The sequence below is a fragment of the Geodermatophilus ruber genome, from assembly GCF_900114385.1.
Classification (GTDB): Bacteria; Actinomycetota; Actinomycetes; order Mycobacteriales; family Geodermatophilaceae; genus Geodermatophilus; species Geodermatophilus ruber.
In genome coordinates, this window is record NZ_FOSW01000004.1 from 405,487 (window position 1) to 420,151 (window position 14,665).

Annotated in this window: 12 protein-coding genes; 6 read left to right on the plus strand and 6 right to left on the minus strand. The window is 74.9% G+C overall.

Annotated features, from left to right (window positions below):
• The first annotated feature begins 2 nt into the window (after positions 1-2).
• Positions 3-539, plus strand: coding sequence for an ElyC/SanA/YdcF family protein (locus BMZ50_RS09460; protein WP_091323518.1), 537 nt, complete (start codon positions 3-5; stop codon positions 537-539).
• 3 nt (positions 540-542) lie between these two features.
• On the opposite strand, the gene BMZ50_RS09465 is transcribed toward BMZ50_RS09460, so the two are convergent.
• Together BMZ50_RS09465 and BMZ50_RS09470 are read right to left on the minus strand one after the other, a co-directional pair.
• Positions 543-1,799 (minus strand): nucleotide sugar dehydrogenase, encoded by a 1,257-nt coding sequence (locus tag BMZ50_RS09465; protein WP_218146181.1) that lies wholly within the window; start codon positions 1,797-1,799, stop codon positions 543-545.
• A complete protein-coding gene (locus BMZ50_RS09470) occupies positions 1,784-3,106 on the minus strand; it encodes a glycosyltransferase family 4 protein (RefSeq protein ID WP_091323520.1) in 1,323 nt (440 codons plus the stop codon). Before BMZ50_RS09470 ends, BMZ50_RS09465 begins: the two co-directional genes overlap by 16 nt.
• A 124-nt stretch (positions 3,107-3,230) precedes the next feature.
• On the opposite strand from BMZ50_RS09470, the gene BMZ50_RS09475 reads away from it, so the two are divergent.
• Complete coding sequence (locus BMZ50_RS09475; RefSeq protein WP_091323521.1) at positions 3,231-4,526, plus strand: lipopolysaccharide biosynthesis protein; 1,296 nt, start codon at positions 3,231-3,233, stop codon at positions 4,524-4,526.
• Positions 4,527-4,550: 24 nt separating this feature from the next.
• Here BMZ50_RS09475 and BMZ50_RS09480 read toward each other — a convergent pair whose 3' ends face one another.
• From BMZ50_RS09480 to BMZ50_RS09490, 3 genes are all read right to left on the minus strand, one after another.
• Positions 4,551-5,687, minus strand: a complete 1,137-nt coding sequence (locus BMZ50_RS09480; RefSeq protein ID WP_218146182.1) for a DegT/DnrJ/EryC1/StrS family aminotransferase — start codon at positions 5,685-5,687, stop codon at positions 4,551-4,553.
• Positions 5,684-7,507, minus strand: a complete 1,824-nt coding sequence (locus tag BMZ50_RS09485) for a polysaccharide biosynthesis protein (RefSeq protein WP_245753496.1) — start codon at positions 7,505-7,507, stop codon at positions 5,684-5,686. Before BMZ50_RS09485 ends, BMZ50_RS09480 begins: the two co-directional genes overlap by 4 nt.
• Positions 7,508-7,598: 91 nt before the next feature.
• Positions 7,599-9,086 carry a tyrosine-protein kinase domain-containing protein gene (locus BMZ50_RS09490; protein ID WP_091323523.1) on the minus strand — a complete coding sequence of 496 codons (1,488 nt, stop codon included), beginning with the start codon at positions 9,084-9,086 and terminating at the stop codon, positions 7,599-7,601.
• Between the two features lie 323 nt (positions 9,087-9,409).
• Here BMZ50_RS09490 and BMZ50_RS09495 point away from each other — a divergent pair, with 323 nt between their 5' ends.
• The 3 genes from BMZ50_RS09495 to BMZ50_RS09505 all read left to right on the plus strand — a co-directional run bounded on the left by BMZ50_RS09495 (position 9,410) and on the right by BMZ50_RS09505 (position 12,713).
• Positions 9,410-10,657: an O-antigen ligase family protein gene (locus BMZ50_RS09495; RefSeq protein ID WP_091323525.1), complete on the plus strand. Its 1,248-nt coding sequence runs from the start codon at positions 9,410-9,412 to the stop codon at positions 10,655-10,657.
• Between the two features lie 73 nt (positions 10,658-10,730).
• Complete coding sequence (locus tag BMZ50_RS09500; RefSeq protein ID WP_091323526.1) at positions 10,731-11,867, plus strand: hypothetical protein; 1,137 nt, start codon at positions 10,731-10,733, stop codon at positions 11,865-11,867.
• A gap of 21 nt (positions 11,868-11,888) precedes the next feature.
• A complete protein-coding gene (locus BMZ50_RS09505; RefSeq protein WP_091323528.1) occupies positions 11,889-12,713 on the plus strand; it encodes a polysaccharide deacetylase family protein in 825 nt (274 codons plus the stop codon).
• Between the two features lie 6 nt (positions 12,714-12,719).
• On the opposite strand, the gene BMZ50_RS09510 is transcribed toward BMZ50_RS09505, so the two are convergent.
• Positions 12,720-13,814: an NAD-dependent epimerase/dehydratase family protein gene (locus tag BMZ50_RS09510; protein WP_091323529.1), complete on the minus strand. Its 1,095-nt coding sequence runs from the start codon at positions 13,812-13,814 to the stop codon at positions 12,720-12,722.
• A gap of 586 nt (positions 13,815-14,400) precedes the next feature.
• On the opposite strand from BMZ50_RS09510, the gene BMZ50_RS24490 reads away from it, so the two are divergent.
• The coding region (locus BMZ50_RS24490) for a hypothetical protein (RefSeq protein WP_218146183.1) at positions 14,401-14,665 on the plus strand (265 nt) is incomplete at its 3' end.

A 14,665-nucleotide genomic window follows, 5' to 3' on the forward strand; every position in this document is an offset into this window, starting at 1 on the left:
GGATGACCCGCCTGTGCTCCTGGGTGCTCGCCACGTTCACCGCCCTGGCCCTGGCCGCGGCGCTGGTCGCCGACCTGGTCCTGTACCCCCGCGTCCCCGCTGCCTCCGCGCCCGCCGACGCGGTGGTGATCCTCGCCGGGGACGCCGACCGGCGGCTGCCCGTCGCGCGCCGGCTGGCCGAGAGCGGGCCCGGCGTGCTGGTCGTCTCGGTCTCCGCCGGGGAGAACAACGCGGCGGCGCGGGCGCTGTGCGCGGCCCCCGGCGCCCTCACCGTGTACTGCTTCACCCCGACCCCGCCGGACACCCGCGGGGAGGGTGCGGCGATCGGCCGGCTCGTCGACGAGCAGGGCTGGACCCGCATCACCGTCGTCACCAGCACCTACCACGTGTCCCGCGCCCGGCTGACCATCGGCAGCTGCACCGACGCGGAGCTCGTGATGGCCCAGGCCCCCTGGGCCCTGCCCCTCGACCGGTGGCTGACCCAGATCGCCCACGAGATGGGCGGCCTGGTCGAGACCGTCCTCCGCCGGGGGTGCTGACCCCTACAGCCGCTCGACCGTCTCCCCCACCAGCACGCCCCGGGTGTCGAAGACGGGCACCCCGGCCAGCGCGCCCGCGAGGTACTCCCGGTGCGCCTGGAGCAGCACGACGACGTCGGCCTGCTCGACCGCCTGCCTCAGGTCCGGCTCGGCCTTGAGCGGGTTCTCCGGCTCCCCGTGCTCCGCGGCGTTCCACACCGCCACGTGCGGGTCGTGGAAGCGCAGGTCGGCGCCGAGCGCGAGCAGCTTCGCCGCCAGCGGCACGGCCGGGGACTCCCGCTCGTCGGCGATGTCGGCCTTGTAGGTGACGCCCAGCAGCAGCACGGTCGAGCCGCGCACCGCCTTGCCCCGGTCGTTGAGCCGGTCCTGGATCCGCCGGGCCACGTACGCCGGCATGCCGGCGTTGACCTCCTGCGCCAGCTCCACGAACCGGAACGGGTAGTGCAGCCGCGCCTGCACGGTGTGCGACAGGTAGTTCGGGTCGATCGGGATGCAGTGCCCGCCCACCCCCGGGCCCGGGTAGAACGCCTGGAACCCGAACGGCTTGGTCCGCGCGCACTCGATGACGTTCCACAGGTCGATGCCGAGCTCGTGGGAGAACCGCGCCATCTCGTTGACCAGCGCGATGTTGATGTGCCGGTAGGTGTTCTCCAGCAGCTTGGCCATCTCGGCCTCGCGCGTGCCCCTCGCCGGGACGACGGTGTCGATGAAGCTGCCGTAGAAGGCGGTGGCCCGCTCCCGGCACCGCGCGGTGACCCCGCCCACGACCTTCGGGGTGTTCCTGATGCCGTAGACGGCGTTGCCGGGGTCCACCCGCTCCGGGGAGAACGCCAGGTTCAGCTCCGCGCCGACCCGCAGGCCGCCGGCCTCGAGCAGCGGCTGGAAGAACTCCTCCGTCGTCCCCGGGTACGTCGTGGACTCCAGCACCACCAGGGTGTCGCCGGTCAGCCGCTGCCCCAGCATCCGCCCCACGGCCTCGACGGCGGTCAGGTCCGGCGCACCGTCCCGGTTGAGCGGGGTGGGCACGCAGACGACGACGGTGTCCGCCTCGGCGATGCAGCCGGGATCGGTGGTCGGGGTGAACCGGGCCAGCTGGCCGGCGACCGTGGCGTCGTCGATGTCGTCGACGTGCGAGCGGCCCGCGGCGAGCGCGGCGACGACCGCCTCGTCCCGGTCGAGGCCGACCACCCGGCGGCCCGCGCGGGCCATCTCGATCGCGAGCGGCAGCCCGACGTACCCGAGCCCTACGACGACGTCCACCCGGTCACCTCATCGATACCGGCCAGCACCCCCCACTGGGCCCTGGCCTGCGGTTCCGGGGGCACAGCCGTGGGGCGCCGGAGCGTACGGACGACGCGGCCCTCGCGGTAGGCGTCCGCGACGGCCCGCTCGAAACCGGCGAACAGCACGTCCCGCGCGAAGACCTTGTCGGCCAGCTCCCTCGACGCCGCCCCCGCCCGCGCCACGGCGGCCGGGTCGGCCAGGAAGCCGGCCAGCTGCTTCGCCGCCACCCGCGGGTCCCGGTCGAGCACCAGGCCCGCGCCGGTCCCCTCGAGCAGGCCGCCGAGGCTGCCCTGCGCGTTGAGGGCCACCGGCCGGCCCGCCGCGAAGGCGTCGAACACCTTGTTCGCGCTGTTGCCGGCCAGCGCCGGGATGTCGGCGACCAGGGACGTCGAGATCGTCGCCGCCGCCAGGATCCCCGGCATGGCCTCCTTGGGCTGGGCCGGGAGGAGGAACAGCGACCGGCCGAGGACGCCGCGCCGCTCGGCGAGGGCGGTGACCTTCTGCTTCTCCGCCCCCTCCCCGACGATCAGGAACCGGACCTCCGGAGCCAGCGGCGCCGTCGCGGCGGCGACGTCCACGAGCCAGGGGATGTCGTTGGCCCGCCCCAGCGTGCCCGCGTAGAGCACCAGCGGGCGGTCGCCCAGCCACTCGTGCGCGGCGCGGAAGCGCCGCGCCTCGGCCTCGACCCCGGGGCGGCGGAACAGCGCGACGTCCGACGCGTTCGGCACCAGGGTGATCGCCTCGGCCGGGAAACCGGCCCGCACGACGCCGGCCGTCATCTCCGGCGACAGCGCGATCACCCGGGTCGCGTGCCGGTAGGCGGCCCGCTCCAGCAGCCGCGCCGCCCGCTGCAGGACGGGGTTGCGCAGCCCGCCCATCGCGATCGGCACGTCCGGCCAGAGGTCGCGGACCTCGAACACCATCGGCGTCGGGCGCCCCCACCGGGCGGCCAGCGCGGGGATCGCGATGGTCAGCGGGGTGCTCGTCGCCAGCACGACGTCCCCGCGCAGCCGGCGGGCGGTCCAGGACGCCATGACGGCGAACTGCACGAAGGCCAGCATCCGCCGCGGCACCGACATCGAGTTGTCGTAGCGGACCGGGATCCAGTGCACCTGCGCGCCGCCCTCGACGGTCACCCGCCGCCGCGCGCCCTCCGCCTGGTCACTGGTGACCACGTGGACGTCGTGGCCGCGCGCCGCCAGTCGGGACGCCCACTCGTAGGACCTCGTCCCCCCGGACATCTCCGGCGTGACGAAGTACTGGTGCAGGTAGACGAGCCTCATCGTGCAGACCTCATGCAGCCACCTCCGTCGACGGGGCAGAGCCGACGCCATACTCCCTGGTCATGCCCCCGTCCGGGGGAAAAACGGCCGGGCCCCACCCGGCCGGTCGCTAGGGTCAGCCCTCGTGGGCGAAGCCGGCGGGGGGCGCGGGCTCCCGCACGGTGTGGCCGCCCGGCTCCTCGTCGCCCAGCTGGTCACCGCCGCGGTCGCCTTCGGCATCAACGTGCTCTCCGCGCGGAGCCTGGGCCCGGAGGGGCGGGGCGCCCTGGCGCTCTACCTGCAGCTCTCCTACATCGTCGCGGTGCTCTGCATCGCCGGGATCGACCGGAGCTACCCCGCCTCGGCGGCCGGCCGCAGCGGCCCCGGGACGCGGGAGGCCGGCGGCGAGATCCTGCGGCTGACGCTGCTGCCCACGGCCGTGTGCGTGGCGCTCACCCTCGCGGTCTCGCTGGTCCCGCCGCTGGCGACCGGCTACACCCTCGCCCACGCCGGGGCGCTGGCCCTGATGCTGCTCGGCCTGGTCGCGACGACGGCGCTGCGCACGGCCGCGATCGCGGCGGGCAGCGCCTCGGCGTTCCTGACGGTGACCCTGGCCTGGCAGGGGTCGCTGGCGGTCGCGGCGGGGCTGTTCACCCTGGCCGGCGTCGACAGCCCCCTGGTGTGGCTGCTCGCCTACGGCCTCGCGGCGCTGCTGCCCGCCCTCGTGCTGCTCGCCGTCCAGCGGCCCCGGCTGCGCCCCGGGTTCCCGGCCGCCCGCCGCGCCTCGCGGCTGGCGGGCCTGGCGCTGCTGCCCTCGACGCTGGCGAACATGGTGACGCTGCGGGCCGACCGGCTGCTGCTGCCCGCGATCGCCGGCCCCGAGGCGCTCGGCCTCTACATCATCGTCGCGACGATCACCGAGGCGCTGGGCTGGCCGGCCCAGGCCTACGTCGACGCGCACGTCCCGGCGTGGGCGCGGGCGCACGAGCAGGGGCGGCTGCGCCCGCTGCGGGTCGTCGCCGTGTCCCTGGGCTACGTCGCCGTCGCCGTCACCGCCGTCGGCCTGGTCACCGCCGCGCTGGTCGTGCCCGTGTTCGGCGGGGAGTACCGGGCCTCCGTCGCACTGGTGTGGCCGCTGGCGATCGCCGCCGGGCTGCACACCCTGAGCCGGGTCGGCGTGGGGATCGCCGTCGCCCGCGCGCAGCCCTACCGCGTCGGCGTGGTCGACGTCGGCGGCATGCTGGTCGCCCTCGCCGCCTACCTGGTGCTCATCCCGCTCGGCGGTGCGCTCGGGACGGCCTGGGCCTGCGTCATCGGCTACAGCGCCGGCGCCGCGCTGGCCGCGTGGGCGGCGCTGGCACCGTCGAAGGTTCCCGCCCCGGACGGGCCCGCGGTCGATGACCCTCACGAGAACAGCGCGCAGCCGACCCCACCCCGCTGATCGGATCGACCGAGGCCCCGGCGGTCAGGAGTCCAGGAAGGACTCGATCACCCCGAGCACCCGGGCGACCTGCTCGCCGGTCAGCGCCGAGCCGCTGGGCAGGGTCAGGCCGGTCGCGAACAGGGTGTCGGCCGCGCCGGTCAGGAACGCCCGGGCCCCGGCGAACACCGGCTGCCGGTGCATCGGCTTCCACAGCGGCCGCGACTCGACGTCGGCCTCGTCGAGCGCCTTGCGCAGATCCTCGGCGCACCAGCCCGCCTCGACCGGGTCGACCAGGATCGCGGTCAGCCAGCAGTTGTCGCCGTCGTCCCCCGGCCGCTGGAAGACGCGCACCCCCGGCCGATCGGCCACCAGCCGCGCGTACTGCTCCCGCAGGGCCCGCCGCCGGCCGATCATCCCGTCGAGCCGCTCGAGCTGGCCGAGGCCGAGCGCGGCGAGGACGTTGCTCAGGCGGTAGTTGTAGCCGACCTCGGTGTGCTCGTAGTGCACCGTCGGCTGCCGCGCCTGGGTGCTCAGGTACCGCACCCGGCCCGCGGTCCGCGGGTCGTCGGTGAGCAGCATGCCGCCACCGCTGGTCGTCATCACCTTGTTGCCGTTGAAGGACAGCGCCGCCACGGCGCCGAACGACCCGGCCGGGCGGCCCGCCAGGTCCGACCCCAGCGACTCGGCCGCGTCCGACACCACCAGGACGCCGAACTCCGCGCCGACCCGCTCCAGCTCGGGGTAGTCCGCGCACCGGCCGAGGAGGTCGACCGGGACGACCGCCGCGACCTCGGCCCCTTCCCGGTGCAGCTGCACCAGCGCCTCGCGCAGCAGCGCGGGGTCCAGGTTGCCGGTGTGCGGTTCGCAGTCGACGAACACCGGGGTGGCGCCGGTGTAGACCACCGCGTTCGCCGTCGCCGCGAAGGTCAGCGTCGGCACCAGCACGACCCGGCCCGGACCCGCCCCGGCCTCCAGCAGCGCCAGGTGCAGCGCCGCCGTCCCCGACGACAGCGCCACCGCGTGCCGCCGGCCGCAGCGCTCGGCCACGGCGGCCTCGAACGCGTCGACCATCGGGCCGAGCGGGGCGATCCACCCGGAGCGGACCGCCTGCACGACCAGCTCCTCCTCCCGCGCCCCGACGTCGGGGGAGGACAGCAGGATCCGACCAGCGGACGTCACCGGGAGACCATGCCCCGCGCCCGGCCCCCGGGCGGGCTCCCCTCGATCGGCCCGGTCGGCCCGAGCCCCAGCAGGACCTCGGGCTCGAGCGCCGGCACGGGCACGTGGCTGATCAGCGGGTGCACGGGACGGCGGTCCTCCTCGCCGGCGCCGAAGAGGTCCTCGTGCAGCTTCTCCCCGGGGCGCAGACCGGTGAAGAGGATGTTGATCGGCCGCTCCTCCAGGGCGATGAGGGACGTCGCCACGTCGGCGATCCGCACCGGGACGCCCATGTCGAGGACGAGCGCCTCGCCGCCGACGCCGATCGCGCCGGCCTGGATGACCAGCTGCACCGCCTCGGGGATCGTCATGAAGTAGCGCGTGACCTCCGGGTGCGTCACCGTCACCGGACCCCCGCGGGCGATCTGCGCCGCGAACGTCTCCAGCACCGACCCCCGGCTGCCCAGCACGTTCCCGAAGCGCACGGACAGGAACCGCCCGGAGTTCTGCTGCGCGTAGGTGGCCGTGAGCCGCTCGGCCATCCGCTTGGTGCGGCCCAGCACGCTCACCGGGTCGGCGGCCTTGTCGGTGGAGACGTTGATGAAGTGGCTCACCCCCACGGCGGTGGCCGCGTCCAGCACGTTGCGGGTGCCCAGGACGTTCGTCTTCCACCCCTCGGCGGGGTACTGCTCGAGCATCGTGAGGTGTTTGAGCGCGGCGGCGTGGAACACGACGTCGGGACGCCGCTCGCCGAACAGCGCGCGCACCGCCTCGGCGTCCCGGATGTCGGCCAGGAGGACCTCGGGGAGGTCCAGCCAGGCCTGGCCGCGGATGCTCAGCTGCACGGCGTGCAGCGCGGACTCGTCGCGGTCGAGCATCATCAGCTCGGCCGGCCCGTAGTTGGCGATCTGCCGGCACAGCTCCGACCCGATGGAGCCGCCGGCGCCGGTGACCAGCACCCGCCGCCCCCGGAGGTAGCCGGCGATCTCGTCGACGTTGGTGTCGATCTGCCGCCGGCCCAGCAGGTCGGCGATGTCTATGTCCCGGACGTCGCGGATGCCCACCCGCCGGCTGAGCAGGTCGGACAGCGAGGGCAGCACCTTGACGGTGAGCCCGGTCGCCCGCGCCCGCGTGGAGATGTCGCGGACGAGCGCGGAGTCCGCCGACGGGAGCGCGATGACCAGCACCTCGGCCCCGGTGGTCTCCGTCGCGACCCGGATGCGCTCCCGCCCGCCGAGCATCCGCACCCCGCGCAGGCGCACGTGCCGCTTCGCCGGGTCGTCGTCCAGGAGGCCCACCGGCACGTAGGGGCTGGCCGGATCGCCCAGCATGGAGCGGACCAGCTGCTCACCGGCGTCCCCGGCGCCGAAGACCAGGGTGGGCCGCCCCTCCCGCGGGCGCAGCGCCCCCTCCCGCTGCCGCCGGATCACCAGCCGGCACCCCAGCATCAGCACGAACGAGAGCACCGCCCCCAGGAAGGGCACGGAGAGGGGCAGCGGCCGCGGTGAGCCGGCGACCAGCACGGCCGCGCCGCCGCCGAGGGCGACCGCCGCGAGGGTGAGCGAGAGCGCCTTGACCTCGTCGGTGCTCGCCAAGGCGTAACGGCCCTGGTGCAACCGCAGGGTCAGCGAGAGAGCCACGAAGACGACCGCGGCCACCGCGGTCCCGACCAGCAGGCCGCCGACGTCGATCCGGCCGAGCGCGCCGTCGTACCGGGCCGCGGCCGCCAGCGTCAGACCGGCGTAGAGCGACATCAGGTCGGTGAGCAGCAGCGCCAGCCGGGCGAGCCGCCAGCGCGGTGCGGGCTTCCGGAGCATCAGCGCGACCTCCCACCGAGCCATCGGCCGTCCGGGACGAGCGGAGCGCGGCGGCACCCGATCGCGGCCCCGGGAGGGAGACCCCCGGGCACCAGCGCGTGCCGGCGCCGCGTGCTCATGACGCCGTGCGCCCGCTCTCGGACCTGACGGCCGGCACGAGCGGGGCCGGCACCCGCGCCCGCCCGATCCGGCCCCATCGCCGGCGACGGGCACGCACGCTCACGGTCGCCGAGGACGGCCCTCCCCGGTCGGGGTCGGCCTCGTACCCGTAGCCGTACCCCTGGCCGAGCGCCGTGGAGTGCCGCACCCCGTTCAGCACCACGCCCAGGCACCGGGCGCCGACCCGCGACAGCGTGGCCACCGCCTCGGCGAGCACCTCCCGGCGCGTGACGCCGGACCAGGCCGTGACCACGCAGCCATCGGCCAGCGCGGCGAGCACCGCGGCGTCGGTCACCGGCAGCAGCGGCGGGCTGTCGACGACCACGAAGTCATGGGTCGTGCGGAGGGTCTCCAGCAGCGCCCGCATCTGCGCGGAGCCCAGCATCTCGCTGGGGCTGGGCGGCATCGGGCCGGCGGCCAGCACGGTCACGTTGCCGTCCCGCCACGGCTGCGTCACCTCGGCCAGTTCCGCCGACCCGGCCAGCACGTTCGTCAGGCCGGCGCCGCCGATCAGACCCATGTACCGGGTGACCCGCGGCCGCCGCAGGTCGGCCTCGACCAGCATCACCCGGCTGCCGGACTGCCCCAGCGCCGCGGCGAGGTTCACCGCGAGGGTGGTCTTCCCCTCGCCGGGGACCGAGCTGGTCACCACGATGACCCGCGGCGGGTGGTCCACGTCGAGGAACTGCAGGCTGGTGCGGATCCCCCGGAAGGCCTCCGCGCTGCCGGTGTACCCGCCCTCGACCGCGATCACGTGCGCCTGGTCGAGCCGCGGATCCTGGGGGACCGAGCCGATCAGCCCCTTGCCGGTGATCTCCTGGACGTGCTCGCGGCTCTTGACGGTGTTGTCCAGGCGGCGGCGCAGCAACGCGAGCGCGACCCCCGCGAGGAGCCCGAGGACCGCCCCGAGCGCGAGGTTGCGGGGCACGTCCGGGCTGACGACGTCCCGGTCCAGCTGGGCGGGCTGGAGGGTGGTCACCTCGATCGTCGGACTGCCGGCCCCCGCGGGGGACTCGAGCCGCGCCACCTCGGCCCGGAACTGGCGGCCGAGGGAGGCAGCGATGTCCCGGGCCCGCTCCGCGGAGGTGTCGGTCACCGTCACGTCGAGCAGCACCGTCTCCGGCACCACCGTGGCGGTCACCTTGCGGGCGACCTGCTCGGGGGTCAGCGACAGGCCCAGGTCGTCGACGACCCGGGCGGCCAGCACCTCCATCGTCAGCATCTCGGCGTAGGACGCGACCCGCTCCTGGGAGAAGAGGTCCCCCTCGTACGCGGCCGACGTGTCCGGGGCGCTCGCCGCCGAGACGAACAAGCGGGTCGTGGAGGAGTACTGCGGGGTGCTGAGCAGACTCAGGGCGCCGGCGACGAGGAGCCCGAGCAGGACCCCGGCGGCGATGCGCGTCCAACCGGCGCGCACTGCGTGCATCACGTCCTTGAGGTCCACCCGTCCCCCTCCTCGGGGCGGGCCCCAGGCGCTGCAGACCCGCGTCGTGTCGTCGCTCGGTGCTGTCAGCCGGTCGGTGCGCACGGCGCCTCGCGGCACCGCCCACACCACCCCCGCGGCCCGCGGAGCGTAGCGCAGAGTGAGGACTTCGGGTCATTTTCGCCCAATCCGAGACCACGACCGGCGCTCTCGCCGTCATACGACTACTGACGGTAGTGACTCGCTGGTCTGGTGCGTCCGGCCGGAACGCGGCCGGCTCCGATCGGTGGGCAGACCCCTCGGGCGATCGCCTGGAGCCCCGACGTCGGGCATGCTCTGCGGCCGTGACCGGCCGTGACGAGCTGAGGTCGATCGATCGCTACGGGCGGTGGGTGCTGCTCGCGGTGTTCGTCGTGCTGCTCGGCGGCCGGTTCACCCTCGACCGGCTCGGCGACTTCCCGGCGTGGGACCTGCGGTGGGCCGGGCTCGCCGTGGTGGGCCTGCTGTGGCTGGCCTCGGTGACCGTGGCGCGGGAGCGCACGACCCCGGTCCGGACGGCAGCGCTGGCCGGGTGGTTCACCGCCTGGGCGGTGTGGATGGCGGTCTCCGCCTTCTGGGCCCCACCCGACGCGCGGGTGAGCGGTGCGCTGCTGGACCTGCTGTTCCTCGTCGCGCTGGTCTGGGCCGGCTGGAGCGTGGCCGCCCGCGTGCACCCGGCCGTGCTGAGCTCCCTGTGGTGGTGGCTCTACGCGGCCGGCTGGCTCTACCTGGCCGGTGCGCTGGCCGCCGGCCCCGACGTGCAGGGCCGCTACTCGGCCTTCGGCGGCGGCCCCAACGTGTTCGTCCGCGTGATGGCGCTCGGCCTGCTGGCCAGCCTGTTCCTGGCCACCACCCGGCGGGCGCACTGGGTGCTGCTGGCCATCCCGCCCTTCCTGTACGGCGCCTACATGTCCGGGTCGCGCGGCGGGCTGCTGGCGCTGGCCGTCGTCGTCGTCGTCGGTGGCGTGCCGCTGCTGCGCCGGATGAGCCGGACGACCGTGGGCACGCTGGTGCTCGGCGGCGCCGCCGTCGCCCTCGTGGCACCGTTCGTCTACGACCCCGCGTGGTTCGCCTTCCTGCGCTCGCGGTTCCTGGAGCAGACCCTCCAGCAGGGCTACGACTCCGGCCGGGGCGACATCGTCGAGCGGTCCCTGGAGATCTTCGCCGCGCACCCGTGGATCGGCGCCGGCCTGGACGGGTTCTACGCGCTGCAGGGCCAGGGCACCGACTACGAGTACCCGCACAACCTGCTCCTCGCCGGCGCGACCGAGGGCGGGCTGCTCGGGCTCGGGCTCGTGGTCGGCGCCCTGGTGGCCGGCGGGCTCGTGCTCCGGCGCCTGCGACCGCTGGACACCGACACCCTGGGGTTCGCGCTGGCCGCGCTGTTCATGCTGGTCGCCTCGATGTTCTCCGGCGACTACTACGACTCGCGGTTCCTCTGGTTCTTCCTGGGGGTCGCCGTCCTCGCCGCGCGGGCCCGCTCCCGGGCCACCCCCGCACCCCGCCTCCCGGCCGCCGAGCCGGTCACCGCCGGAGCGTCCCACGAGGGGTAGCCGCCGCCCGTGCGCCGCTGGCCTGCGCGGTCGCGATGGGTGACGATGCGGTCGGCGGGGAGGAGCAGCCGGGATGACGGCGAGGCGCGAGCGGGGACTGCGGTCGCTGCCGTGGCGGGCCCTGGTGCTGCTGGCCGTCGTGGCGCTGGTCGCCTCGTGCGAGTCCACCGTGCCCACCGGTTCGGGCCCGCCGCCGCCCCGGGCGCAGCCGACGGAGGAGCTGCTCCCCGTCGACCACTGGCGCGCCCTGTTCGACGCCGAGGCCCGGGCCGTCACCGCCGACGGCGAGCGGCTGAGCCGCTCCTCGGACAGCTTCGACTTCTACACGCTGGCCTACTCGATCGACGAGCAGGCCAGCATGTTCGAGGCCACCGGCGACTTCGGGTACGCCCGCCAGGGCCTCCGCTACGTCACCAACATGATCGCCTCGGCACGGCCGTCGTCGTCCCTGCCGACCAGCAGCTTCCAGGACGGCTTCGCGGGCTGGGTCTCGGCGGACAACGACGACGACGAGACCCCGCTCTACGAGAGCTACGCCTGGCGGTACGTCACCCGGCTGCTGCGGCTGCTCCAACCGGTGCTCGCCGAGGCACCCGCGGACCTCCGGGAGCCGTACGAGGAGGTCCTCGCCTTCACCGAGACCCACATCCTCGACAAGTGGTTCGCCCGCGGTGCGGACGCGCACATCTACCGCAGCCGGACGCACATGGCCGCGCACTGGGCGCTGATCGCGCTGGACCTCGCCCACCTCACCGACGACCCCGACCGGCGGGCGCGCTGCCTGGACATCGTGCGCACCATCGACGACGACCTGCACGAGCAGTTCCGCCCGCACCCGGAGGACCCCACCGCCTACTGGTGGAGCGACGTGTGGAGCGATGCGACCCGGCCGGGCCAGGACGTCAGCCACGGCAACGGGGTGGTCGCCTACATCGTCGAGGCGCGCGACCTCGACGCCGGCTGGTCCGAGGAGGACGTCGCCCGGCTGAGCCGCACGCTCACCGAGTTCCTCCTCGCCACCCCCGGCCGGTACCCCCGGTACGTCGACGGGTCCGGGGAGAGCAACGGCTGGCTCGCCGACGGCTGGGTCAAGCTGGGGCGCTATGACCCGGCGGTCCAGACGCAGCTGCAGTCCTACCCCGTGCAGAACAGCCAGTACTACGCGGCGATGGCGGTCAACGCCGCCCTCCTGGCCGGTCGCACCGGCTGACCCGGCAGCGAGGAGTTCCTGATGCCCGCGCGATCGACAGCGGGGCTCGGCACGGTGAGCCGGCCGCGGAACAGCTCTTCCCGGCTGCCCGTCCTCATGTACCACGGCATCCACGCCGACGAGCGGAGCGCGGGTGTGTACAACCCGCTGTACAGCGTCGCCGTCGACGAGTTCGCCGCCCAGCTCGACTGGCTGGCCGACCACGGGTACCGCACCACGCTGCTGGCCGAGCGCGCGCGCTCGCCGCGCGACGTCGTGCTCACCTTCGACGACGGCGACGTGTCGTGGACGGCGGTGGCGCTGCCGCTGCTGGTCGAGCGGGGCATGGTCGCGGAGTTCTGCGTCACCTCCGACTACGTCGACCGGCCGGGGAGGATCACCCGCGACGAGGTGCGGGAGCTGGCCCACCACGGCATGGGCGTCCTGTCGCACGGGCGCACCCACCGGCTCCTGTCCACCCTCCCCCGGGAGGAGCTGGAGGAGGAGCTGACCTCGAGCCGGCGGGATCTCGAGCGATGGTCGGGCGGGCCGGTGCTCGGCCTGTCCGCTCCCGGCGGCCGCGCGGGGGCCCGGGAGCTCCGGGTGGCCCGCGCCGCCGGCTACGCGTTCGTGCTCAACTCCGTCCCCGGCCCCAACCGCCGTCCCCGCCCGGGCCGCTACCTGCACCGCCTGGCGGTGACCCGCACGACGACCCTCGAGCAGTTCGCCGGGCTGGTGCGGTGGCGCGGGCCGGCGGCGCGGCGCCTCCTGCTCCGGACGGCGGCCCTCGAGGCGCCGAAGCGGGTGCTGGGCGACGACCGGTACGAGCGCCTCCGCGCGGTGATCCTGCGCCGGGGAGAGGGCTGACGACGGTCAGACCCCGGCGTCGCTCATCAGGTAGCGCCACAGCTCCGGGTGGCCGGTGAGCCAGTCGATCTCCTCGGCCAGCCCGTCGGCGAGCCCGATCGCGGCGGAGAAGCCGAGCTGCTCCCGCGCCCGGTCGGTCCGGCACAGCAGATCGGGGAGGAGCGGCCCGCCGAGATGCAGCGGGGCGGGCGTGGAACGCCCCCGGGCGGCGAGCAGGTCGCGGACCAGCTGGGCCAGCGCCGCCGTCCGCTGCCCCGCCCCGCTCGCCCCGTGCACCAGCCGGAAGTGCTGCGGCGAGGGCCCGACCCTCGGCGGGCAGCCGAGCGCCCGCACCACGAGCCGTGCGGCGTCGGCCACGTGCAGGTAGTCCCGCCGCTCCAGCCCGTCGCCCCGGATCACCGCGGGCAGGCCGGCCAGCCCGGCGCGGATGAAGCTCGGCACCGCCCGCGGCACCGTCTCCCCCGGCCCGTACAACGTGCTCAACCGCAGCGCGGTCACCTCCGGCCCGCCGGTCGCGGCGATCTCGCGCAACTGGTCCTCCAGCGCCAGCCGAGCCGCGCCGAACGCGGACGCCGGCTCCGGGCGTACCCGCTCGTCCACCGGCACCGGCGGTGTCCCGCCGTACACCTCCAGCGAGCCGGCCAGGACGACATGCCCCAGTCCTTCTCCCAGCGCCACGAGCAGCCCCAGCAGCCCGCCGGCGTTGACCGTCAGTTCGTGGTGCGCCCGCCGCAGCGGCGTCCCTGTCCCCGGCGGCACCGGGACGTACGCCAGGTGCACCAGCCGCTCGGTGTCCGCCGCCAGCCGGGCGACCCGCCTCGTGGTGTCCGGCCGCCACCACTCGGCCTCCTGGATCAGCCGGACGATGCCCTCCCGGATCAGCTGCTGCAGCGGCTCCCGCCACCCCCGCTCGGGCCCGACGACGGTCACCCGGCAGCCGGCCGCCACCAGCCGCGGCACGACGTAGGCCCCCAGGAACCCCGTTCCCCCGGTCACCAGCACCGGCGCGCCACGCAGGTCGACGGCCGAATAGAACTCCTCAGCGACGACCCGCCCCTGCACCGTGTTCGCGCCGGACGGCCCCGGCGGGCCCGATCCCATGGCACCGGGTCAGCTCGGGCCCGCCGGCCCGGGCAGTGCGGCTCCTGGCGGGGTGCGGGCGTCGATCAGCACGCTGCTCTCCCAGCGGTCGGCCCGGCGTACCGAGCAGCCACCCCTTCTGGACGCACGAGATCCGGAACGGTCCGTGCATCAGTGGGCGAGATTAGGTCGCGCGCGGCCGGATGCCCACCGACCTTTCGACCTGCCGAGCGGACCTTTCGTCCTGGCGCGCGGCCGCCATGGCGCTCAGGACCGGTGGGCTCGCAACCGAGCCAGCGGCTGCCGCCGGGGTGATCGCGAAGAAGGCGACCGCCGGGGATCCCGCGGGCCCGGCCGGCGCACGCCGGCCGTGTCGGGCGACAACACCCCCACGCCCAACCCCGGCGTCGGCGGGCCGACAAATGGAGTCGACTCGTTCCGGTACTTAACGATCCGAATCCACTCACCCTCTGGCAAGACACGCCCGAGGCAGGGGGAGCCGAGGCCCACTGGGGGTTGTCAGCGTCAGCGACGGCGTCGGAAGGTTCCGCGGTCAGGAGACGTCCGACTCCTAGTTCTCTGCCCGCCCGGGCCGAGGAGAGGCCTGTTGACCAGAGCCAGCCTCGCACGGTCGTCCGGCAACACGCTGTTGCCAGGAACGACGTCGGCTGCCGTCTCGATCTGGCGCCGTTACGGGTTCGTCGGGCTTCTCCTGCTCGCGGGCGTTTGGGTCGCGCTTGTGGCACTGGCCGGCCCAGCGCAGGCCGATTCGGGGCATCAGGGCAGCAGTTCGTCTTCAGGCTCCAGTGACCACCAAGGCAGCAAGGCGAGTGGGAAGTCGAACGCGGACCACTCCCGCGGCTCCGGGTCCG